Raw genomic sequence first — 22,389 nt, 5'->3', positions numbered from 1 at the left:
ATGACGACGGTGCCCCTGGCCCAAGAGGTCGAGAACTGGAACCAGACGATGGACGCGGGCCCGCTGCTCGCGATAGCCGGCGCGGCCGTCGCCGTGCTCCTCTTCCTGGTGATCTACCTGCGCGTCCACGCCTTCCTCGCGCTGATCACCATCAGCCTGCTCACCGCCTTCGCCGCCGGCATCCCCGCCGAACAGGTGGTCCCCGTGGCGGCCGACGGCTTCGGTTCGACGCTGGCGGAAGTCGCGCTGCTCGTCGGCCTCGGCGCGATGCTGGGCCGGCTGGTGGAGGTCAGCGGCGGCGCGCAGAGCCTCGCGGACGCCATGATCCGGAAGTTCGGCGATGACCGCGCGCCGTTCGCGCTCGGCCTCGCGTCGCTGATCTTCGGCTTCCCGATCTTCTTCGACGCCGGCCTCGTCGTGATGCTGCCGATCGTCTTCACCGTCGCCCGCCGCCTCGGCGGCGGCGTGCTGCGCTACGGGCTGCCGGCCGCCGGCGCGTTCTCCATCATGCACGTCTTCGTGCCGCCGCACCCCGGCCCGGTCGCCGCGACCGAGCTGCTGGGCGCGGACGTCGGGCTCGTCGTGCTGGTCGGCCTGCTCATGGCCGTCCCGATCTGGTACGTCACCAGCTACCTCTACGGCGTGTGGATCGGCGAGAAGATCGTCCTGGCGGTCCCGGACATCCTCACCGGCGGCCCGCAGGAGGAAAAGCAGGACGCCCCGCCCCCCGCGTCCACGGTGATCACGCTGCTCCTGCTCCCGCTGGTGCTCATCTTCGCCAACACGGGCCTCGACACCGCCCGCGCGGCGGGCTGGGTGGAGGACACGGAGTCCTGGTACAACGTCGCCCGCGCCCTCGGCTCCACCCCGGTAGCGCTGCTGGTGACCGCCTTTGTCGCGTCGTACGTCCTGGGCACCCGCCGCGGCCGCGGCCTGGCGACGATCGAGAAGCTCCTCGACTCCGCACTCGGACCGGTCTGCGCGATCATCCTCATCACCGGCGCCGGCGGCATGTTCGGCGGCGTCCTGGAGGCCAGCGGCATCGGCGACGCCCTCGCCGACGCGATGAGCGACCTGGGCCTGCCCGTGATCGTCGTCGCGTACGTCGTCGCCACCGCCCTCCGCGTCGCCCAGGGCTCCGCCACGGTCGCCCTGACCACGGCGGCGGGACTGATCCAGCCGGCCGTCCTGGAGGCGGACTACAACGCGGTCCAGCTCGCCGCGATCGTCCTCGCCACGGCGGCGGGCTCGGTCACGGCCAGCCACGTGAACGACTCGGGCTTCTGGCTGGTGGGCAGGTTCTTCAACATGGACGTGAAGACGACGCTGAAGACCTGGACGGTGATGGAGACGACCATCGGCCTCTCGGCCTTCGGCCTCGCCTCCCTCCTCTTCGTCATCGCCTGATCCCCCTCCCCGTGGCCCGCGCCGCCCCACCGGCGGCGGGCCACGGGGACGCGGGGCCCGGAAGGAATCGTTTTGGCGATCTCACCCGCCATCCCATATCCTGCTGGAGCCCCCGAGCGCGGCTGGTCCAGCCGCCCCCGCGGGGCGGTCGGCCCTCATCGTCTAGTGGCCCAGGACGCCGCCCTTTCAAGGCGGTAGCACGGGTTCGAATCCCGTTGGGGGCACCTCAATCCTGGACACACTCTCGTCAGAGAGTGCTCGTTGCTCTGCACGGCGTCGTTCGTCTGCTGGTCCGATGCAGCCCCCGGGCCCGTCCGTTGCGGACATCACGCAGGTGGGGGTGCCCGCGAGGCGGCTGACCCGCGGAATGCGAGAGCCGTGCGCGCGTGTGTGCACGGCTTTCGGTGTCAGCTGGGGTGGAGGTGTCGGTCAAGTCCGATCCCGAGGGCTGCTCGTGTCCGACTCGGACCGGCCGTCGGGGGTCACGCAGGCTGAGGCCGACGGTGCGGGGTCGCGACGCTCCGCTCCGGCGCTGGTTGATCTTGCAGCTCCGGGCGCCGAGCCTCGCGAGGATGCCGTGTGGCGTACTGAATGGCACCCATCACCTCTCATGAGGGGTACGATTCAATACATGTCAGCCGTGAACAAGCCCCGCATCGCACGACGGCTGGCCGTACTGCCCCCCACCTTCACCACCGCACAGGCCCGCGAGGCCCAGCTCTCCTCCCGCGACCTGTCCTCCCTGGTCGGCGAAGGGGTCCTGGACGACCTCTCCCGCGGGGTCTACCGCAGGGCAGACGCGCCCGAGACCGCCCACGCGGACCTCCTGGCCGTATGCGCCCGGGCGCCCGGCGCAGTCGTGTGCGGCGAATCCGCCCTCGCCCTGCACGAGTTGATCGACGACATCCCCACCGCCGTGCACATCGCCGTACCCCGCGGCAGCCGCCGTCCCACGATCTCCTACCCGCCCACCGTCGTGGCCCAGTACTCCGCGCAGACCTTCGACCTCGGCATCGAGCACTTCGAAGCAGCCCCAGGAGAGACCATCCCCGTGTACAGCGCCGCCCGCAGCGTCGTAGACGCCATGCGCCACCGCCACCGCATCGGCGAGCCCCTGGCCCTGTCGGCACTCGGCCGCTACCTTCGCCGCGACAGCCGCAGAGGCGCTCGCGAGCTCCAGGACGTCGCCCGCGAACTCGGTGCACTCTCCACCATCCGCCCCGCCGTCGAGGCGGTGCTCGCCTGATGCCGGGCCCGACCCGCGAAACCCCCGCCGGGCGCGTCTACAACGATCTGCGCAACCTGGCCCGCCGGACAGGCCGCTCCACCGACGAGATCATGGTCGGATACGTCCTTGAGCGATTCCTCTACCGCCTCGCGGCCTCGCCCCTTGGCCGGGAGCACTTCGTCCTCAAGGGCGGCCTGCTGCTCGCCCACTTCGGTGCCCGCCGCACGACCCGCGACATCGACATCCTCGGCCGGTCCCTCCCCGGCGGGGAGGCCGAGATCGTCCGGCGGATCGCGGCCATCGCCGCCACCGGGACCGAGGCCGACGACGGCGTCGCCTTCGACCCGACGACGCTGAAGACCGTGCCCATCCGCGAGGAGGACGAATACCACGGCCTACGCCTGTCCATGGCGGCCTCCATCGCGCGCGCCCGCCTCAAACTCCAGCTCGACGTCAGCTTCGGCGACCCCGTCACCCCCAGCCCACGCACCATCGACTATCCCCAACAGCTCACGTCGGAGACTTTCCAGATCCTCGGCTACCCCCTCGCCACCGTCATCGCCGAGAAGCTCACCACGGCGCTCTCGCTCGGCGACCTCAACACCCGCGATCGCGACTACGCCGACCTCTACCGCCTGATCACCCTCAACGACCTCGACGGCCGCGAAGTCGCCGCCGCACTGACCGCCACGGCCACGCACCGCGGCATCCCCCTGAGGCCACTCAGCAACGCGATCAACGACCTTGCTGAACGGCGCCAGACCTCCTACTCCGCCTGGCGCCGCCGCCAGGGCCCCGCCGCGAACAGCTACCCGGGATACTTCATTGACGTCGTCCACCAAGTGATCGCCTTCGCGGACCCCCTCCTCACAAGCGGCACCACCACGCGCACATGGAGCGCGGACACCCGCACCTGGACGTGAACAAAGCGCACCATGTCCCGAGCCGGCACGTCGAGGCAGCGCATGCAACCCGTCCGAGGCCCGCACGCACACGTGCGCACGGGCCTCTGAATGAGAAGGATCGAGCGGGATCAGGCAGGATGCAAAGGGGGTGTTCGTCCGAGTCCTCTCGCGGGGTGCCGCGAAGCGAACCGGTTCGGCTCAGCCCAAGGCGTGCGCACGCCTTGGGCTGATCATCCCAGCCACTCCGGGAAGGCCGCGGCGGCGGCCGGGTCTCACCCTGACGATCTCGGAAGCCACGCACGGGGTATGTAATGGGGCGCGGTCATGTCGCACATGGAGAAGCAGATCAACTCGCCATGCCCCGTGGGGCAGTTGGCGCGGAGAGGATTGCGAAGCTAGCTTCGCGGATGTAGCGTTGGCGGTATCGAGGGCCGGGCATGATCCGAGCTTCGTGTGCGATGCCGCAAGGGAAGAGTGTGCCGCCCTCGGTGCGACACCGTGGCAACAGCGTTCGATACATGAACCGCCGCACCACCCCGCATGGTTTCCAGGCCCGGCGGGGGATGCGGCTCAACCACCCGCGCACAGTGTGCGAAGAGTGAAGGGAAACCCTCGTGAGGATTATCGATACCCATCATGCACGTTCCCTCCCGCCTCGGGCCAGAGCGGGCGTGGTACCGCTCGTAGTGATCATCGTCGTGGCTGTGCTCGCTGCCTCCTTCGTGGGGCATGGCATGGCGGCGCTGATCGTGGTCTTCACGGCTCTGCTGGCTGCCGCCGTGGCGGAGCTGGTGCGGGCAGTGATGCGGTACTGGATGCGCGTAGCCTGACGGGCGTGCGGCGGGCGCGGCGTACGCGTCCCGTCCGCCGCCGGCAGGCAGGAGCATGGCGAAGCGTGAGTGCCCGGCGGACAGCCGGAGGGACTGCACACGGAGAGGACGCGTCCATGACCTGGGACCAAGTCCCACTCAGAAGCATTTGTGAGGTGACGGCCGGTCCGTCTGGGTCCTTGCTGGAAAGCCTGCACGACAGCCCTGACGGGGTACCGGTGATCTCACCGTCGGATCTCACCGATCACCACACTGTGGACACCCGGCGGATCCGCCGGGTGCCGCAGGGCGAGGCTGAGCGGCTCTCCCGGTTCGCGCTACGGGAGGGTGACCTCCTCACTGTGCGTCAGGGGGCCCTCGGTCGGCTGGCGCTGATCGGGCCAGAACAAGTTACGTGGTTCTACGGCTCGTCCTGTCTGCGTATCAGGCCCCGGAGTGAACTTGTCCTCCCCACCTACCTCGTGTCGTATCTGTCCTATCCACCCGTGCAACGGGCTCTGCTGGGACAATCCATCCCGGGAACGGTCCCTTCGCTCAACTCGGCGATGCTCAACGAGTTGCCGGTCACCCTGCCACCCCTTGACCGGCAGCAATCGGCAGTCGAAGCCCTGGCCGATGTCGACGCGCGAATCAGGAGCCTGCGGCAGATGGCCGATCGCCTTGAGGCGCTGCGGCCTGCCATGTTCGGAGAGCTGATGGGAGGAACGAGGTGCACATGACCCCCTTCACTGCCGCCCAGTTGGCGCGCTCCCTCTTTGGCGCCGCCGACATCCTGCGCGGCAGGATGGATGCATCGCAGTACCGTGATGTCATTTCCGCAATGCTGCTCCTCAAGCGGGCCTCAGACCAGCCCGGCGTTCTTCGCGTACCTGAGCGTGCCCGTTGGCCCCACATCGCTGGGTATGAGGGCAAGGCGCTGGGCGACGTACTCAACAAGGCCCTGTGGGAACTCGAGCAGAGCAACCTTGAGGTACTGGAGGGGGTGTTCGAAGCCCTCGACTTCGACAGGAGGCTTGGCCGTACCGAGTTGAAGGCACTGGTCGATCACTTCGACCACCTTCCATTGAAGGACGACGATCTGGAATTCGGCGATGTGGCTGGTTCTGCCTACGACCAGATCCTCAGTGCGTTCGCTGACAGCGCCGGCAAACGGGGTGGGGAGTTCTTCACGCCCCGTTCTGTGGTCCGACTGATGGTGCGCCTAGTCCGGCCTCAGCAGGGACAGTCTGTCTACGATCCGTTCGCCGGCTCGGGAGGCATGCTCATCGAGGCCAGGCGGTACGTCGATGAGCACTGCGGGGAGGGTGCGGACCTCGCCCTCTTCGGGCAGGAGGTGAACGGCGCGACGTGCTCCACGGCCCGGCTGAATCTCCTGCTGCACGGCATCACGGACGGGTCAGTACTCCGCGGCGACACCCTGGCCGACCCACTCCACTCACTGCAGGGCGGACATCTCAGGCGCTTCGACCGTGTACTCACCAATCCTCCCTTCTCGATGAACTACTCCGAGAAGGAGGTTAGGCATCCCGAGAGGATGAAGTACGGCTGGACGCCGCGAGCCAAGGCCGATCTGATGAACGTCCAGCATGTGCTGGCCACACTCCACCCGGACGGGATCGGAGCGGTGGTCACTCCACATGGTGTGCTGTTTCGCGGTGGGGCTGAGGAGGAGATCCGCCGCGGGATCGTGGAGGGCGCCCGGCTCGAAGCGGTAATCGGTATTGGACCGAATGTCTTTCACGGTACGGCCATCCCTGCCTGCATATTGGTGCTGCGGGGCACGAACGGGCCACCGGCAGATCGGCGCGGCCGGGTGCTGTTCATCAATGCCGAGCGCGAAGTAGTAACAGGGCGGTCTCAGAACCACCTGGAGCCGCAGAATGTAGAGAAGATCGTGGGGGCATTCCGCGAGTGGGCGGACATCCCCGGATTCTCCCGAGTGGTCACGCTGGACGAAATCGCGTACAACGACTTCAACCTAAACATCCGGCGCTATGTCGATGCCAGTCCACTTGCTGAGCCGCAGCTGGATGTCCGTGCGGCGCTTTTCGGCGGGGTACCAAGAAGCGAAGTTGATGCGGAAATGGGGCATTTCGGTGCCTTCGGTATCCACCTCGATGACCTGTTCATGCCGAAGAGTTCCGACTATCTCGACTTCCTGCCTGACGGCTGCGAGGCGACCGCAGCGCGCATCCCGGCCCTCGCTGCTGTCCGGGAGGAGGAATTCCTCCACCGCTGCCATTCGTGGTGGGAGGAAGCGTCATCACATATTGCCGAACACGCTGGAACAGCAAGGTTGTTGATGTTGCGTCCCGAGCTCATGGCTTCCTTCCGTGAGGAACTCCTCCCGGCGGGGATTCTAGACAGGTACCAGCTGACCGGCGCCTTCGCGGCCTGGTGGTCAGACCGGCACGACGACCTCAGAAGCCTGGACCTCCGAGGTCTTTCCGGGGTTATCGACCGATGGGCTACCGCCAGCGATGTCCGGTCTTCGCGCCTCCCCCAGGACCTGACAGGCGAACGAGTGTTCGATGCTCTTGGTAGGGAACTCCGCTCTCGCGTGGAGAAGCTCGTCGCCGCGGAGCGGCAGACGCTCGTCGATATCTACCGCTCATGGGGCGACCGATATGAAACTTCACTCACGGACTTGGAGAGGCAAAGCGAGGCAACTGGGGTACGGCTTGCAGCCCGCTTGGAGCAGCTTGGGTACACCTGACCGGCCCACCGACCTGACGCCGCAATCTCGGGTACTCCCCAGGTCGCTGTCATCGCAGCCCGGCCTGGCTGTGGGCGGGGCCTGACCCTCTGCCGGCGCGGGGTGAAGCTGACCCACCCGGTGCTGCCGCCCCGGCGGCGCATGATGCGTGTGGATGGTGTCCCGTCGGGTGGGCGGCGTTGCTCCCGCAACGGCATACACCGCCGTGCGCACGTGTGCGTACGCGGCCGGGAGTCACCGGGATCGAGCAGGATCGAGAGGGATCGAAACGGGCTGCCTTGTTCGGGTTGATAGCAACGTCGCAGGTCAGAGAGGTAACGATCTCGGGTTCGAGTCCCGTTGGGAGCACTATGAATCTGAACAAGTGCGGACATTAATTCTATGGAGCGTGAGTTTCTCTCAACTCAGAGTGACATTGGGTTGGCTGCGGAACTGCAGCTCCACGGCCCTTCCGCTGGGGCCTGAAACATCGGCGGCGGCGGTTGCCGTCCCCACCGTTCACGATCCGGTGTAGATAGCCATCATCGTGCCGCCCCTGGGCGCACCAGAAGGTGCGCAGCAGGAACCGCTGACCGGTCTCGGGTGCCGCCGTCCCGCAGCTGCCGCAGCGCACTCGCAGACTCTCCCCGCGCAGCGCTTCGACCTCGTCGAAGAACAACACCAGCGGACGCGGACAGCCCCGTGCCCACTGAGCCAGCCCTCGTTTGAGCCGGGCTCCGGGCAGATGCGAGTCCGGGCAGAGTCATCGCCTCGGTGAAGCCGTCGGCCAGCTCCCGCACCCGGGCCGCCAGGCGGGCCTGCCGCTTGGCGTTCAGCCGACCCTTCTCGCGGGTGTGGTCGACGAGGGGATCGGCAAACCCGAGCCGCTGCGGAACGACCTCTCCGGCTACTGGTCGCGGCGCATCAACTCCGAACACCGACTGGTGTACCGCATCGACGAGGACGACGTCATCCACGTCGTGGCATGCCGCTTCCACTACGAGAGGTGAGGTCCCGTGGGCATCGGTCAGGTTTCTCCAGTCAGTGCGGCATGTCCGGCCCGATCCTGACGGTCCACAGGTGCCCGCCCGCGGCGCGGCTGTACATGAGAATGTATAGCCGGTGCCACGAGACCGCCGAAGCTCTCTGATCGGCGTCGGGCCCGCCTCGCATCCGGTGTCGGGCGTGCTCTCCGGCCCGCCGTCGAGATGGCGCAGTTTGCGCGAACAGGCTGGGCGGCGGTTCTCGATCCGCATGCCGGAGCGGTCGTTCGTCCGGGCGAGTTGCTGGTGCAACGCATGGTGGCGGTGTGCGCACGGGACCGGGATGGAGCAGGATCCAGGGGGATCGAGCTGGCGCGAAAAGGGCTCTCCCGTGCGGGTTGGTAGCATCGTCGCAGGTCAGCGAGGTGACGATCTCGGGTTCGAATCCCGTTGGGGGCACCTGAATCCTGGACACACTCTCGTCAGAGAGTGCTCGTTGCTCTGCACGGCGTCGTTCGTCTGCTGGTCCGACGAGTCCGGCCCCGAGGGCTGCTCATGTCCGGCTCGGACCGGCCGTGGGGGTTCACGCGGTCCGAGGCCGACGGTGCGGGGGCGCGGCGCTCCGGCGCTGGTTGATCTTGCAGCTCCACCCGTGCAGTTCGCGTTGGTTGTCGGCCGGGCGGCGGGCTCCTGCCCCGCCGTCAGGCGCGCAGCAGCGTGACGGTGCGCCCGGAGGGCGTACTCTCCTGGGAGAAGGCGGTGCGCTCGTGGACCGGGGCGGCCTGAGGGCGGGTGTCGAAGACGACGAGGGTGCCCGTGGACAGCTCCATGCGGTCCAGGTAGTCGTCCAGCTGCGCCAGCCCCTCGGACAGCGGGTCGGGGCGGCCCTGGCGCCACACCTTCAGCTCCAGCGCCTCGCGCTGCACCGCCCGCGAACCGTCAGCGGCGCTGTACGGCTGGCGAATCAGCAGGTCGACCCGGCGGCGGCCGACCCCGTACTCCCGGTCGATGAAGCCCGCCCCGTTCACGATGCGGTGCAGATAGGCCATCATCACCAGCTGTGCCGCCGCCTCGGGATAGGTCGAGGTGGTGGCCAGGATCTCCCCGTTCTCCCGCCAGAACTCGGCGAAGGAACGCAGCAGCTTGTCCATGTCGATCCGGCCGTCCGGCAGCCGGAAGCTGCCCGGGGCCGCGGTGATCACCGATTCGGTCCTGGTGCCCAGGACGCGGACGATGACCTCTTTGTAGATCGGGTTGGCCACCCGCACCGGTGAATCCGTAGCGATCAGGCCCAGGTCGCGCACGTAGGCCAGATCGTCGTCGTAGGTGCTCGCCTCCTGCGGCAGCTCGCCCGCGATCAGAGGCTGGATCACCCGCCGCACCCGGTCCTCGCCCAGGCGCGCGGCCAGCGAGTCCAGATGCGTCGCGCGCTCAAGGATCAGCCGCTCTTTCGCCTCGTCCACGTGCTCGGCCGTGATCGGCTCGGACCGCGGGACCCGCATCCGCCTGGTGATCTCATAGGCCAGCGCGTTGACCAGCCAGGGCTGGCCCTGGGTGCACCCGAACGCGCGCCGCACCGCGTCCGGGGTGAACTCCTGGCCGGTCTCCGCGGTGTGCTGCGTGTACAGCTCGGCGACGTCGGCCTCGGAGAAGTCGCCCATCCGCAGCGACGCGATCTTGATGTTGAACGGGCTCGACGTCCCAAGGCTCCCCGGATCGCCGCCCGAGGCCGCCTTGTAGTCACGCACATCACGCAGCCCGCACAACACCACCGAGTGCGGGAACAGATCGCGCACATCGGTGTACCCGTCCCGCAGCTGACGCAGCACACTGCGCAGACTCTGCCCCTGCAGCGCGTCGATCTCGTCGAAGACAAGGACCAGCGGACGCGGACAACTCCGCACCCACTCCATCAGCCCTCGCGCGAGCCGGGCCCCGGGCTCGTCGTCCGGCCACGGGCTCGGAGGAGCCAGCTCGTCCGGCAGCTGGGCCGCCTCGGCGGACCGCCGGATCGCACTGAGTACCAGCAGCTCCGCCCGCTCGATGTCTTCCCCCGCCGCCTCGGCCGTCTCGCAGGAGAAGCGCAGCGCCGCGTACCCGCCCGAAGCCGTCAGATCCCGGGCCATCGCCGCCAGCGCCGTCGTCTTCCCCGTCTGCCGAGGCGCGTGGACCACGAAGTACTGGCCTTCGTCCACGATCTCGCGGGCCTTCGGCAGCCGTTCCTGCGACGGCAGCATGTAGTGACGCTTGGGGGAGCACGGCCCTGCCGTGTTGAAGTAGCGCACGCCACAAACGCTATCCGACCCCACCGACAACGGGAGGCGACCGCGGACCCGGTCCACCGGGCGTCCCCGGCCCGGCCCTCGGCCGGGCCGCGGGTCAGCGGGGGGTGAGGTCCATGCGGATGTCTTCCGCGGCCCACAGCACGAAGCGCTCTACCGGCGTGACCGTCTGGTCGGGGGGCGCCTCGAAGCGGAACCGCTTCAGCAGGACCGCCAGGACGAGCTTCGCCTCGACCATCGCGAGCGCCGCGCCCTCGCAGCTCCGCGGGCCGATGCCGAACGGGATGTACGCGAGCCGGTGGCGTGCCGCGGTGGCCTCCGGGGTGAAGCGGCCGGGGTCGAACGTCTCCGGATCCGGCCAGTGCGCGGGGTTCATGTGGACGGCCCAGAACGGGTAGAAGACGGTCGTGCCGGCGGGGACGGTGTAGTCGCCGAGGCGGAGGTCCTCGGTGGCCTCGCGGGCGCCGTACGGGCCCGGCGGGTACAGGCGCATCGACTCCCGGAGCACCATGTCCAGGTACGGGAGGTTTCTGAGGTCGCCGTAGTCGGGGGTGGTGCGGTCGCCGAGGACCCGGTCGAGTTCGGCGGCGGTGCGGTCGGCCTCCCGTGGGTGGCGGGACAGCAGGTGGAGCGCCCAGGAGATGGCCACGCCGGTGGTGTGGTGGGCGGCCATCATCGTCATCAGGACCGTGTCGCGGATCCGCGCCGGCGCCTCGCCCGCGGCGGCCAGGGCCGCGATCAGGTCGCTGCCGTCGGCCCGCTCGGCCCGCTCAGCCCGCTCGGCCCCTTCGGCGGCGCCGCGCGCCCGGTGGGCGGCGAGCACCTCGTCGACGGTGCCGCGCAGGTACGCCAGGGCCTCGTCGGCGCGGGTGCGGCGCTCCTCCTCCGTACCGGCCACGTCCACCTGGTAGAGCCGCGCCAGCTGGTCGGTGAGCACGTCCTCGAACGCCGCCACCACCCGCGCGGCGGACTCCTCGGACGCCAGCTCGCTGCCCAGCGCGAACTCGCAGACCATCTGCAACGACAGCTTGCTCAGGTCCTTCTGGAGCTCGACGGGCCCGCCGCCGCGCCCCGCGTCCGCCGCCCACCGGTCGGCCATCGCCGTCGTCAGCGCGGCGAACCGGGCGAAGTGCGCCTCGTGCGCGGGGCGTCCGGCCAGCACCGACAGCATCACGCGTCGCCACGGCGTGTGTTCGGCGGCCGGGAGCGTCTGCATGTTGCCCGACTCCTGGAGGGGCTCCAGGAACGCGAACAGCTGCTCCGGCCGCTTGTTGATCTTCGCGGTGGCCTCCAGCAGCACCGGGTCGGCGACCGACACCGCCACGTCCGCGCCCGGCAGCGGGAACCGCACCACCGGGCCGTACTCCGCGTGCAGCTCCAGCTGGTAGTTGTGCAGCCCTCCCGCCGCCGCGATGGCACCGGCGCCGTCGCCGTCCGCGGGCGGGCCGGGTATGCGGTCGATGCCGTCGTCCGGCATGGCGCTCCTTCCGTGGGTCCGGGTCACGTTCCGGTTGGGCCGTATGCTTCCACGAATTCCGCGCCGGGCGACTACTGTTGAGGGTCGTCGAGAGGAGCGCGGCGTGACGCCGGAGGGCATCCGCTACGAGGAGATAGACGTCAGCAAGCCGCACCCGGCGCGGATCTACGACTACCTGCTGGGCGGCAAGGACAACTACGAGGCCGACCGCCGGGCCGGCGAGGAGCTCGTCGCCGCCGCCCCCGAGGCGCGGATCGGCCTCCGGGCCAACCGGGCCTTCCTCCAGCGCGCGGTACGGCACGTGGTCGGCGCCGGCGTCCGTCAGGTCCTGGACCTCGGCACCGGCCTGCCGACGTCGCCGAACGTGCACGAGACGGCCCGGGAGACGGCGCCGGACACGCGCGTCGTCTACGTCGACAACGACCCGATCGTACGGGCCCACGCGGACGCGCTCCTCAGCGACTCGGGCGGGACCCGCATCGTGCTCGCCGACGTGCGGGACGTGCAGGGCATCCTCGACCACCCCGACGTCCGCGGCGTGCTCGACTTCGACCGGCCCGTCGCGGTGTTCCTGGTGGCGGTCCTGCACTTCCTCACCGACGCGGACGAGCCGGGGCGGATCGCGGCCACGCTGCGCGACGCCCTGCCCGCGGGCAGCTATCTGGTGCTCTCGCACGCCACCGGCGACTTCGCCGACCGCACGGACGCCCAGGCCGTCTACAAGAAGGCGACGGCCGGTTTGAACCTGCGGACGTACGCGGAGGTCGAGGCGTTCTTCGACGGGTTCGGCCTGGTGGAACCGGGGCTGGTGCAGGTCCCGTTCTGGCGGCCGGACACGGAGCCGCCGGCGCCGTACCGGGAGGTCGGCATCTACGGGGGCGTGGGGCGGAAGGACTGACGCGGCCCGCGGAGCGCGGCCGGGGCGCGGGCTGGAGGGCTGGAGCGCGGGACAGGGCGCGGGACGGGGCACTGTCGTACCCCTGGCCTATGTTGGCCGCATGCACGCACACGCCCCCCGCGTCGACCGCCCGGCGGACCTCGACACCGTCCGCGACTCCTATGACCAGGTCGCCGACAACTACGTCCACCTGTTGCAGTCCACGGGTATGGGCGACATCCGGCGGTACCCGTGGCTGCGGGCCGCGGTCGACGTCTTCGCCGAGGCCGTGGGCGGCTCCGGCCCGGTCCTCGACGTGGGTTGCGGCCCGGGCACGGTGACGGCGTACCTCGCCGAACGCGGCCTCGACGTGTCCGGCGTGGACCTGTCGCCGCGCATGGTCGAGAACGCCCGCCGGCTGCATCCGCGGTGCCGCTTCACCGTCTCCTCCGCGACCGACCTCGACCTCGCCGACGGGTCGCTGGGCGGGGTGCTCGGCTGGTGGTCGCTGTTCAACCTCCCGCGTGCCGTGCTGCCGCAGGTGCTGGACCTGTTCGTCTGCGCCCTGAAGCCGGGCGGGCACTTCCTGACGGGGACGCATGTGGCGGCGGAGGACAAGGACGTGGTGCGTACGGAGGCGTACGGGACCGCGGGCATCCGCTGGACGACGCATCGGTGGCGGCCCGAGGCGTACGTGGCCCTGATCGAGCGGGCTGGGCTGCGGCCGGTGGCGGAGCTGCGGCTGCCGGGGGACGGGCAGACGGGTCCGGGGGTGGTGGTGATGGCGCAGAAGCCGGAGGCGTGACCCCGGCGGCGTGACCCGGGTGGCGTGACCCCGGCGGGGTGACCCCGGTGGCCTAGCCCCGGCGCGTGGCCCCGGCCCCGCGCCTCCCGGCGGACTCCCGGTGAAAACCCGGCGACAGCCCGCCGCCGCGGGCGCTAGCGTCCGCGGCATGTCGCATATCTTCCAGCGCCCGCCGCTGCTCGCCGACGAACGCGCCGCCCTCACCGGCTGGCTGGAACTTCAGCGCAAGATCCTCCGCTGGAAGTGCGAGGGCGTGAGCGACGAGGACGCCCGCCGCTCCGTCATCCCCACCTCGCCGCTGATGACCCTGGCCGGGCTCGTCGCCCACATGCGCTGGACCGAGCACACCTGGCTCGACGTCATCTTCCTCGGCGGGGACAGCAGCCGGAACCCCGCCTTCGACGAGTCCGCCGACGAGGACGCCGACTGGTTCACCGAGGGCGCCACCCTGGCGCAGCTGCTCGCGGACTACGAGGCCCAGTGCGCGCGGAGCGACGAGATCGTCGCTGCCGCCTCCCTGGACGACGTCGCGCGCCACCCCCGGCAGCAGGCCAGCCTCCGCTGGATCCTCCTCCACCTCATCGAGGAGACCGGGCGGCACGCGGGGCACGCGGACCTCGTCCGGGAGCTCGTCGACGGCACGAAGGGCTACTACTAGGAGTTGCGCACGCCCCCGGGCCGCCGCCCCCGCGCGGAGGCGGCGGCCCGGAGCCCGCGTCAGCGGTCGCGGTACGCGACCTGCATCGCCATCTCGCCCAGCCGCTCCCGCCAGCCCGGCGCCAGCGGGGCCTTCTCCAGCGCCTTGTGCGCCGTCTCCACCAGCTCGTCGATCCGCTTCTCCACTTCCTCCCGCACGCCCGACGCCAGCATCGCCGCGCGGAGCCGCTCGGCGTCCCAGTTCTGGCCGTCGGCCACCAGCCGCGCCACCTCCGGGTCCTTCGTCGCGGCCAGCGCCAGCAGCAGGTTCATCTTGTGCTCGCTGAGGTCGAGGCCCGCCGGCTTGCCCGTGACCTCCGGGTCGCCGAAGGCGTCGAGGAGGTCGTCGCGGAGCTGGAACGCCTCGCCCGCCGCCACGCCGTACGTCTCGAAGGCCGCGTGCAGGTCGTCGCGGCCGGCGATCGTCGCGCCGAGCGCGAGGGGGCGGTGGATGGTGTACTGGCCGGACTTGCAGACCGCGACGTAGCGGGCCATGTCCGGGTCCGGGGCGAGTTCGGCGGCCAGGGCCATGTCGAGCTGCTGGCCGACGATCATCTCCGTACCGAGGTGGTTCCACACCTTCCGCGCCGGGCCCGGCAGGTCCTCGGTGACGGTGTGGGCGTAGCCGAACGCCAGGTCGCCGGCGATGACCGCCACGCCCTCGCCGTACCGGCGGGACTCGCCCGCCCAGCCCTGTTCCGCGTGGATGCCGGCGTGCTGCATGTGGGCGGTGGGGCGGCCGCGGCGGGTGGGGGAGTTGTCCATCACGTCGTCGTGGATCAGGGCGAAGGCGTGCAGCAGCTCCAGGGCGGCGCCCGCGGAGACGACCGCGTCCTCCGCCTCCGAGCCGTCGGCGCCGCCGCCGGCGGCGAGGTAGCCGCTGATGCAGAACGTCGGCCGCAGCCGCTTGCCGCCCGCGGAGACGAGCTGCGCGATCGCGTCGATCGGCTGCGTCATCCGGGAGTCGACGTCGCCCCACTGCTTGCGCTCCGCCGCCAGCAGGTCCTCGATCCGGGCGGTGACCCGGGTGAGGAGGCCCTTCGTGGTCCCGCTCAGGTCCCGCCCGGACGTCCCGCCGGACGTCGCGCCGGAGGTTCCGCCGGACGCCCCGCCGGACCTCTCGCCCTTCGAGCGCTCCAGCCCCGCCGGCGGGCGGAACACCACGTTCTCCTCCGCGGTCACGACCGAGTCGACCTCCCCGTAGCCCAGTTCCGCCAGCCGTGCGACGACCTGCTCCACCAGCTCCTCCGGCGCGCTCGCGCCCGAGCTGACGCCCACCGTCTCCACGCCCTCCAGCCAGCCCGGGTCGAGCTGCTCGACGGACGGCAGCAGCCGGCCGGGCGTCCCGAGGGCCTCGGCGACCTCGACCATCCGCACGCTGTTGCTGGAGTTCGTCGAGCCGATGACCAGCACGAAGTCGCTCTCCACCGCGATGGCCTTGATGGCGTTCTGCCGGTTCTGGCTGGCGTAGCAGATGTCCTCGCTGCCCGCGCCCACGATCCCGGGGAACCGTTCCCGCAGAATATTGACGATCTCCGAGGTGTCGTCGACCGACAGCGTCGTCTGCGTCAGGAACGCCGCCTGCGTGCCCTCCGGCAGCTCCACGCGCCGCGCCTGGTCCGCGTCCTCCACGATCACGGTACGGTCCGGCGCCTCGCCGTACGTGCCCTCGATCTCCTCGTGGTCCGCGTGCCCGATCAGCAGCAGCGTCCGCTCGTCCCGGGCGAAGCGGATGGCCTCCTGGTGCACCTTCGACACCAGCGGGCAGGTCGCGTCGATCACGTTCAGCTGCCGGCCGGCGGCGTTGCTGCGGACCTGGGGCGAGACCCCGTGCGCCGAGAAGATGCACACCGCGCCCTCGGGCACCTCCGTCTCGGAGTCGACGAAGATCGCGCCGCGCTCCTCCAGGTCACGTACCACGTGCTCGTTGTGCACGATCTGCTTGCGCACGTACACCGGCGCGCCGTGGATCTCCAGCGCGCGTTCCACGATCTCGATCGCCCTGTCGACTCCGGCGCAGAAGCCGCGGGGCGCGGCCAGGAGGACTCTGCCTCGGGGAGTTGGCATGTTTGCCTCTCAATATCCTTAGTACGGAACATCTTCGCGGCCGACGCGGATCGGATCGGTTGCGGGACGGTCCCGTCCGTTCGGGCTGCGCATGGCTCGTCGACATCCACATCGACGGTCTTCGAATCGGGTACGCACCCGCACCCCCGGGGGGCGGGAGGACGCTCGGGTACGGACCGGTGGTCACCGACGACGACGGCGTCGCGGCGGCGGGCCGCCCGGCGCGGTCCGCGGGGTCACGAACCGGGGCTGAGGAGGAGGGGGCGGGCGCGGATCTCCGGCCGGGGTGGGGGCGGCCGGTCGGGTAAGCCCGCGGCGCGGCTGAAGGGGAATGCGCGTGCCCCGGCGGTGCGGATCGCGCATCGCGTGACGTGCCGTGTGGATTCCGGTGCGGTTTCCGGCGTGCCCGCCGCAGCAACCCTCACGTATCGCCCCTTCCCCCTGCCGGAACGAAGCTCTCGGACGAACCCGTGGACAAGCCGGCGGCGCGTCGGCGTGCGCCCGGCACCCGATCAGCATCGGCCAGGGGACTTGTGCGGCACTGAGGATTGAATTGGCGCCGACTTGGGTCTCCCCCCGGGGCGGCGGCCGGTACATAATGCCAGGCCGAAGCCGTGCCGCGGGCCGTCGTCGCCGCTCACGCCCGCCGCCAAGCCGGCGCCAAGCGGTCGTACAGTCGCGCGCAAGCCGGACCGCCGATACTCGGGCAAGTGGAGCAGCAGGTAGCGGCCACGGTCGGTGACGCTCCCGGGGCGCCCACGCCACGCAACCTTTCGAGGCGCCGACGAATTCTGACCTGGCCCCCACATACTCGCTCGTGATCGACAAGCGGAGGATTCCATGTCCGGGGCTAACGACGTCGAACGTGTCTATTCCGCGATGGAGGAAGCGGCCGGGCTGCTGAACGTGCCGGTCGCGCGCGACAAGATCTGGCCGGTGCTGACCGCCTATCAGGACGCGCTCGCGGACGCCGTCGTCGTCTTCTCCATGGCCGGCGGCCGGCGCGCGACGGAGCTCGACTTCAGCATCTCGGTGCCCACGGACCACGGCGACCCGTTCACGACCGCGCTGGAGCGCGGCCTCACCGAGAAGACGAACCACCCCGTCGACAACCTCCTCGCCGACCTGCGCGACGGATTCCCGCTCGGCATGTACGCCATCGACGGCATGGTCACCACCGGCTTCAAGAAGACCTACGCCTCGTTCCCCACGAACGAGCCGCAGCCGCTCAGCGCCCTGCTCGACGTGCCGTCGATGCCGGAGAGCGCGCGGGCGAACGCCGAACTCTTCGCCCGCTACGGCCTGGACAAGGTCCAGATGGTCTCGGTGGACTACCCGAAGAAGCAGGTCAACCTGTACTTCAGCGAGCTGGACATGGACTACCTCAAGCCGGAGCACGTCACGTCGCTCTCGCGCGAGACGGGCCTGGTGGAGCCGACCGACATGGCGCTGGACTTCGCCAGCGGCTCGTTCGCCGTGTACCCGACGCTGGGCTACGACTCCGACGTCGTCGACCGCATCACGTACGCCGTCATCAGCGTCGACCCGACGCTGGCGCCGACGACGTCGGAGCCGGAGGTCTCGCAGCTCGCGCGGTACGCGACCTCCGCCCCGTACGCCTACGCGGGGGAGAACCGCACCCTCGTCTACGGCGTCACGCTGACGTCCAAGGAGGAGTACTACAAGCTCGGTTCGTACTACCAGATCACGGACCTCCAGCGGACGCTGGTCAAGGCCTTCGAGGCCCTGGACTGACCCCGTCCGCCCGCCTGCTCCCCCGCCGCCCCGGGAACGTCCGTGGGCGGCGGGGGCGTTCGGCATGTGCCGCCACATGCCGCGACCGCCGGGTTCTGCCCCCCCACCGAGGAGAGAGATGACCAAGAAGCTCCACGCCGCCCTCGTCACTGCCGCCGCGGCCGCCGCCGCCCTGCTGGCCGCGCCGGGCGCGTCCGCCTCGACGGCGGCCGACGGCTACGACCGCTGTCCGGCCGACCACTACTGCCTGTTCTCCGGCCTGGACGGCACGGGCGACATGGTCGCGCTCCGGGACGACACCCCGGACCTGGCCGCCGTCGGCATGGACGACCGCGCCAAGTCGGACTGGAACCGGACGGACCACTGGATCAACCTCTGGTCGGACGCCGGCTACTCCGGCTGCATGGCCGTGACCAGCCCCGGCGGCAAGGGCAACTTCTTCTCGTCCTTCCGGGACTTCTTCAGCTCGGTCGAGGTCGACGAGCCCAACGGCATGTCCTGCTGAGGAAGTCAGCCCGCGCCGGGTCCCCTCCCGGCGCGGGCGCGCTAGCGTCGCCGCATGGCGTTCTGGGCGCGTAACCGCAGGCGTACGGGGACGACCGGGGGCGGCGGCGGAGTCTCGATGGACGTGCTCGACCCCCGGCGGCAGGTGCCGGTCGACCGGCCCGGGCTGCTCCTCGGCGAGCGCCGGCTGCCGCGCATCACCGGCTCCAGCTTCACCGACCTGCTCGCGGCGCACACCCGCGCCCGCCACGCGCCCGGCACCGGCCCGGTGGCCGTGGTCGTGCGGCACGGCCTCTTCGCCGAGGACGGCGGCGTGGTCTTCATGGGCCTCGCCGGCCGGGCCGCGATCGTCGTCCGCCTCACCCCGCAGCTGCGCGCCGACCTGCACGGCCTGGGCGAGGCGATCGTCGCCGACGGCGCGGAGCTGTACCTCGACGCGCACGAGGGCTTCCTGCGCGCCTCGCTCCTGCTGCCCGCACTGTCCGTCGACCTGGACGTGGGGATGCTCCTGCGGGAGGGCAACGTGCAGGAGTTCCTGCGGGCCGCGTACGACACGGAGACCGTCGAGCTGCACATCGAGCACACCACCCACGACCGGGTGCTGCCCTACGTGTGCGAGGCGCCGGGGGTGCGCGCGGTGCTCGACGAGGGCTTCGACTACTACACGCAGTCGCCGCCGGCCGACCTGCGGGCGAGCCTGCTGGCGGTCGACGACAGCCTGAACCCGGCGATGCGGGTGCCGCTGCGGTTCGCCGGGAAGGCGGAACCCGGCATCTCGTACGACGTCGAGGTCTGACGGCGCCGCCGCGACCCGGCCGCCGCGACCCGGCGGCGGCGCCGGGTCAGTCCGGCCCGTAGCGGATGACGTGCGTGGGCAGCACCGTCAGGCGCGGCGGCCCGGCGGCGGCGGGGCCGCCGCCGACGCGCTCGACGAGCAGGCGGGCGGCCTGCCGGCCCATTTCGTCGGCGTCGTACGACACGATGGTCAGCGGCATCCCGAGGATGTCGGCGAGGTCGAAGTCGTCGAACCCGGCGAGCGCGACGGGCGGGCCGAGGGCGCGGACGGCGCGGATCGCGCCCTGGGTGAGGCGGTTGTTGGTGCAGAAGAGCGCGGTGGGCGCGCCGTCCGGCGGGTCCGGGGCGCCGTCCGGCGGGTCCGGGGTCAGCAGGTCCCGCGCCGCCCGCTCCGCCGTCGCCACGTCCGTCAGCCCGCGCCGCACCAGCCGCTCGTCCGGCGTCAGCCCGGCCGCCTCGTGGGCCGCGCGGTAGCCCCGGTAGCGCTCGGCGCCGGTGTGGATGGCCGGCGGGTTGCCGAGGAAGCCGATCCTGCGGTGGCCGCGGGCGATCAGCTCGGCGGTGGCGTCCCGGGCGCCGCCGAAGTCGTCGACGAGGACGTGGTCCGCCGCCCACCCCGCCGGCGGCCGGGACGCCAGCACCACCGGCGTGTCGCGCAGCGCCGCGGGCGTGAGGTGGCTCTGGCCGCCGCCCGCCGGCACCACGATCATGCCCGCGACCTGGCGCGACGCCAGGTCCTCCACCAGCCCCCGCTCCCGCTGGAGCTGCTCGCCGGTGTTGCTCAGCAGCACGCTGAGCCCGTGCTGCGAGGCGACCTCCTGCACGCCGAGCGCGAGTCGCGAGTAGAAGGGGTTGGCGAGGTTGGTGACGATCAGCCCGATCATGCCGCTGCCGCCGAGGCGCAGGCTGCGCGCGGTCGCGTTGAGCCGGTAGCCGAGGGCGTCGACGGCGGCCAGGACGCGCCGCCGGGTGGCGTCGCTGACGCGGGCGTCGTCCTTCAGCACCCGCGAGACCGTCATGGTGCTGACCCCGGCGCGGCCGGCGACGTCACGCATCGTCGGCGCCCCGGTGTCCCCCGGCCGCTGCCGCGCCATGCCGCTCCCTCCGCTCCCCCGTCCGCCCGCCGCCCTTGCGGCCGATTCTAGGTTCGTACCGGACGGGTACGGACACCGCGTGGCCGGGCGGGGACGCGCGGTGGGATCCGATGAGCGGGAGATGAACTCTTCGTGTCGGGCCGCTGCGGACCCCGGCTCGCCCCTGTCCCGCCCGCCGCGCGTCTGATGGGGTGCCGGGTATGCCGAACTCCCGCCCTCTCCAACCCCTGGGACGCCGCCTCGGGCGCGCGGCCCGCAGGCCCGCCACCGCCGACGGCGAACTCCACGCGCGCGTGAACGCGCTGGAGAAGGAGCTCCGGGACGCCCGCGTCGCCCGGTACACGCTTGAGCTGCTCTTCGACAGCGGACACGACGGCCGCAAGGGGCGGATGCCGACGAAGGGGTCGGTCGACACCCTGGTCGCGCAGGTCGAGGCGGCGACGGGGGAGCGGGACGCCCGCCCGCACGTCGTCGCCGCGTTCCGCACGCTGGTGGAGGTGGAGCTGCGCGGCGTCGGCCGCATCGCCGGCGGCACGCCGAACATCCTCGGCAAGCTCACCGTCCCGCCGCTCCTCGACCCGCCGAACGACGACGTGCTGGAGATCGGCACCCTCTACGGTCTGTTCTCCGCCGCGCTCACCCGCCAGTTCGCGCGCGCCGGGCGGCGGTCCTCGCTGACGATCGTGGACCCGCTGGCCGACGTGCAGCTCCAGCCGGGCACCGCCAACACCGCGGACCCCTCGGGCACGCCGGTCAGCGAGGCCGTCGTACGGACGAACCTGGAGCTGGCCGGCGTGCCGGCCGACCGGGTGCGGCTGCACCGCGGGTTCTCCGGCGACCCCGCCATCCGCCGCGCGGTGTCCGACCGTCCGTACGGCACGGTGATCGTGGACGGCGACCACTCCGCGGAGGGGGTGCGCGCGGACCTGGAGTGGGTCGAAGAGGTCGTCGCGCCGGGCGGGGTGGTGGTCGTGGACGACTACGGGGACCGCACCTGGCCGGGGGTGCAGGAGGCGGCGGACGCCCACCTGGCCGGGGACACCGCGTTCGAGCTGGTGGGGGTGGCCTCGACGAGCGCGTTCCTGCGGAGGCGATAGTGGGGCGGTGAATCGTGTACGAGTGCGCCGGGTCCTCGCGGTCCTCGCCGGTGCCGCCGCCGTGGCCGCCGTCCTGCTCCTCGCGCCGTGGCGGGACGGAGACGGGGGCGGGGACGGCGACGGGGACGGGACCCCGGGGCCGCGGCTGCCGCCGGCGGGCGCCGGGTTCGACTACCAGATCGGCGGCGCCTACGACCCGCCCCCCGGCGTCCGCGTCGTCGTCCGCGACCGCGGCGACGCCCCCGCCCCCGGCGCGTACAACGTCTGCTACGTCAACGCCTTCCAGGCCCAGCCGGGCGCCGAGGACGAGTGGGACCCCGACCTGCTGCTGCGCGACGCCGACGGCAACGTCGTCTACGACGAGGACTGGGGCGAGGCCGTGCTCGACCTGCGCACCGCGGCGAAGCGGGAGCGCATCGCGGCGCGGGTGGGCCGCTGGATCGACGGCTGCGCCGAGCGCGGCTACCAGGCCGTCGAGCCCGACAACCTGGACACGTACACCCGCTTCCCCCGCCTCCTCACCGCCGCGCACGCCCGGGCGTACGCCGCCCTCCTCAGCGACCGCGCCCACGCCCGCGGCCTGGCCGTGGCGCAGAAGAACACCGTGGAGCTGGCGCCCGACCGGGCCCGCACGGGGATGGACTTCGCGGTCGCGGAGGAGTGCGGCGAGTACGGCGAGTGCGCCGCCTACGCCGCGGCGTTCGACGACCGGGTGCTGGTCGTCGAGTACACGCGCGGCGGGCTCGCGGCGGCGTGCGGCCGGTGGGCGGACCGGCTGAGCGTCGTCCGCCGGGACCGCGCGGTGGCGCCGCAGGGCGCGGCGGGATACGTACGCGAGACCTGCTGAGCGATGCCCGCCCGCTGGGCGGCCTCTGCCGTCGGCGTAGCGGTG

Annotated in this window: 18 protein-coding genes, 1 tRNA gene and 1 pseudogene; 16 read left to right on the top strand and 4 right to left on the bottom strand. The window is 71.3% G+C overall.

Going from position 1 to position 22,389, the window contains the following annotated elements:
• The 8 genes and pseudogenes from ACHZ99_RS11290 to ACHZ99_RS11255 all read left to right on the top strand — a co-directional run.
• Positions 1 to 1,407, top strand: coding sequence for a GntP family permease (locus tag ACHZ99_RS11290; RefSeq protein ID WP_420304330.1), 1,407 nt, complete (start codon positions 1 to 3; stop codon positions 1,405 to 1,407).
• A 151-nt stretch (positions 1,408 to 1,558) separates the two neighbouring features.
• Positions 1,559 to 1,631 (top strand) — tRNA-Glu (locus tag ACHZ99_RS11285).
• A 407-nt stretch (positions 1,632 to 2,038) separates the two neighbouring features.
• A complete protein-coding gene (locus tag ACHZ99_RS11280; protein ID WP_420304329.1) occupies positions 2,039 to 2,653 on the top strand; it encodes a type IV toxin-antitoxin system AbiEi family antitoxin domain-containing protein in 615 nt (204 codons plus the stop codon).
• Positions 2,653 to 3,558, top strand: a complete 906-nt coding sequence (locus tag ACHZ99_RS11275) for a nucleotidyl transferase AbiEii/AbiGii toxin family protein (RefSeq protein ID WP_420304328.1) — start codon at positions 2,653 to 2,655, stop codon at positions 3,556 to 3,558. The genes ACHZ99_RS11280 and ACHZ99_RS11275 overlap by 1 nt, the downstream gene beginning before the upstream one ends.
• 668 nt (positions 3,559 to 4,226) lie before the next feature.
• A complete protein-coding gene (locus tag ACHZ99_RS11270; RefSeq protein ID WP_420304327.1) occupies positions 4,227 to 4,370 on the top strand; it encodes a hypothetical protein in 144 nt (47 codons plus the stop codon).
• A 116-nt stretch (positions 4,371 to 4,486) separates the two neighbouring features.
• The gene (locus ACHZ99_RS11265) at positions 4,487 to 5,089 is read left to right on the top strand and encodes a restriction endonuclease subunit S (protein ID WP_420304326.1); all 603 of its coding nucleotides are present in this window, start codon (positions 4,487 to 4,489) and stop codon (positions 5,087 to 5,089) included.
• The gene (locus tag ACHZ99_RS11260) at positions 5,086 to 7,086 is read left to right on the top strand and encodes an N-6 DNA methylase (RefSeq protein ID WP_420304325.1); all 2,001 of its coding nucleotides are present in this window, start codon (positions 5,086 to 5,088) and stop codon (positions 7,084 to 7,086) included. Before ACHZ99_RS11265 ends, ACHZ99_RS11260 begins: the two co-directional genes overlap by 4 nt.
• Before the next feature lie 842 nt (positions 7,087 to 7,928).
• Positions 7,929 to 8,075, top strand: a pseudogene (locus tag ACHZ99_RS11255) (Txe/YoeB family addiction module toxin); the annotation flags it as partial.
• 674 nt (positions 8,076 to 8,749) lie between these two features.
• Here the strand turns inward: ACHZ99_RS11255 and ACHZ99_RS11250 are convergent.
• Entirely contained in the window at positions 8,750 to 10,285 is a 1,536-nt protein-coding gene (locus ACHZ99_RS11250) for an AAA family ATPase (protein WP_420304324.1), read from the bottom strand.
• A gap of 142 nt (positions 10,286 to 10,427) precedes the next feature.
• Positions 10,428 to 11,807 carry a cytochrome P450 gene (locus ACHZ99_RS11245; protein WP_420304323.1) on the bottom strand — a complete coding sequence of 460 codons (1,380 nt, stop codon included), beginning with the start codon at positions 11,805 to 11,807 and terminating at the stop codon, positions 10,428 to 10,430.
• Between the two features lie 103 nt (positions 11,808 to 11,910).
• On the opposite strand from ACHZ99_RS11245, the gene ACHZ99_RS11240 reads away from it, so the two are divergent.
• The 3 genes from ACHZ99_RS11240 (at position 11,911) to ACHZ99_RS11230 (ending at position 14,147) form a co-directional block, all read left to right on the top strand.
• Positions 11,911 to 12,705, top strand: coding sequence for an SAM-dependent methyltransferase (locus tag ACHZ99_RS11240; RefSeq protein ID WP_420304322.1), 795 nt, complete (start codon positions 11,911 to 11,913; stop codon positions 12,703 to 12,705).
• A gap of 100 nt (positions 12,706 to 12,805) precedes the next feature.
• The gene (locus ACHZ99_RS11235; protein WP_420304321.1) at positions 12,806 to 13,489 is read left to right on the top strand and encodes a class I SAM-dependent methyltransferase; all 684 of its coding nucleotides are present in this window, start codon (positions 12,806 to 12,808) and stop codon (positions 13,487 to 13,489) included.
• A 148-nt stretch (positions 13,490 to 13,637) separates the two neighbouring features.
• The gene (locus ACHZ99_RS11230; protein WP_420304320.1) at positions 13,638 to 14,147 is read left to right on the top strand and encodes a DinB family protein; all 510 of its coding nucleotides are present in this window, start codon (positions 13,638 to 13,640) and stop codon (positions 14,145 to 14,147) included.
• A gap of 59 nt (positions 14,148 to 14,206) precedes the next feature.
• Here ACHZ99_RS11230 and ACHZ99_RS11225 read toward each other — a convergent pair whose 3' ends face one another.
• Positions 14,207 to 16,252, bottom strand: coding sequence for a 4-hydroxy-3-methylbut-2-enyl diphosphate reductase (locus ACHZ99_RS11225; RefSeq protein ID WP_420304319.1), 2,046 nt, complete (start codon positions 16,250 to 16,252; stop codon positions 14,207 to 14,209).
• A gap of 840 nt (positions 16,253 to 17,092) precedes the next feature.
• Between ACHZ99_RS11225 and ACHZ99_RS11220 the strand changes: the two genes are divergently transcribed.
• The 3 genes from ACHZ99_RS11220 (at position 17,093) to ACHZ99_RS11210 (ending at position 19,307) form a co-directional block, all read left to right on the top strand.
• The gene (locus tag ACHZ99_RS11220) at positions 17,093 to 18,007 is read left to right on the top strand and encodes an aromatic prenyltransferase (protein ID WP_420304318.1); all 915 of its coding nucleotides are present in this window, start codon (positions 17,093 to 17,095) and stop codon (positions 18,005 to 18,007) included.
• 118 nt (positions 18,008 to 18,125) lie between these two features.
• On the top strand, positions 18,126 to 18,512 hold the full coding sequence (locus ACHZ99_RS11215; RefSeq protein WP_420304317.1) for a peptidase inhibitor family I36 protein: 387 nt from the start codon (positions 18,126 to 18,128) through the stop codon (positions 18,510 to 18,512).
• 54 nt (positions 18,513 to 18,566) lie between these two features.
• The gene (locus tag ACHZ99_RS11210) at positions 18,567 to 19,307 is read left to right on the top strand and encodes a hypothetical protein (protein WP_420304316.1); all 741 of its coding nucleotides are present in this window, start codon (positions 18,567 to 18,569) and stop codon (positions 19,305 to 19,307) included.
• Positions 19,308 to 19,353: 46 nt separating this feature from the next.
• Here ACHZ99_RS11210 and ACHZ99_RS11205 read toward each other — a convergent pair whose 3' ends face one another.
• A complete protein-coding gene (locus ACHZ99_RS11205; RefSeq protein WP_420304315.1) occupies positions 19,354 to 20,400 on the bottom strand; it encodes a LacI family DNA-binding transcriptional regulator in 1,047 nt (348 codons plus the stop codon).
• Between the two features lie 200 nt (positions 20,401 to 20,600).
• Here ACHZ99_RS11205 and ACHZ99_RS11200 point away from each other — a divergent pair, with 200 nt between their 5' ends.
• Both ACHZ99_RS11200 and ACHZ99_RS11195 read left to right on the top strand, forming a co-directional pair.
• Complete coding sequence (locus ACHZ99_RS11200) at positions 20,601 to 21,497, top strand: class I SAM-dependent methyltransferase (RefSeq protein ID WP_420304314.1); 897 nt, start codon at positions 20,601 to 20,603, stop codon at positions 21,495 to 21,497.
• A 7-nt stretch (positions 21,498 to 21,504) separates the two neighbouring features.
• Entirely contained in the window at positions 21,505 to 22,344 is an 840-nt protein-coding gene (locus ACHZ99_RS11195) for an endo alpha-1,4 polygalactosaminidase (RefSeq protein ID WP_420304313.1), read from the top strand.
• The last annotated feature ends 45 nt before the right edge of the window (positions 22,345 to 22,389 follow it).

The organism is Streptomyces sp. MAR4 CNX-425, from assembly GCF_048656465.1.
Classification (GTDB): Bacteria; Actinomycetota; Actinomycetes; order Streptomycetales; family Streptomycetaceae; genus Streptomyces.
The sequence above is the reverse complement of the archived record's forward strand: the minus strand, read 5'-3'. Positions and strand labels throughout refer to the sequence as shown.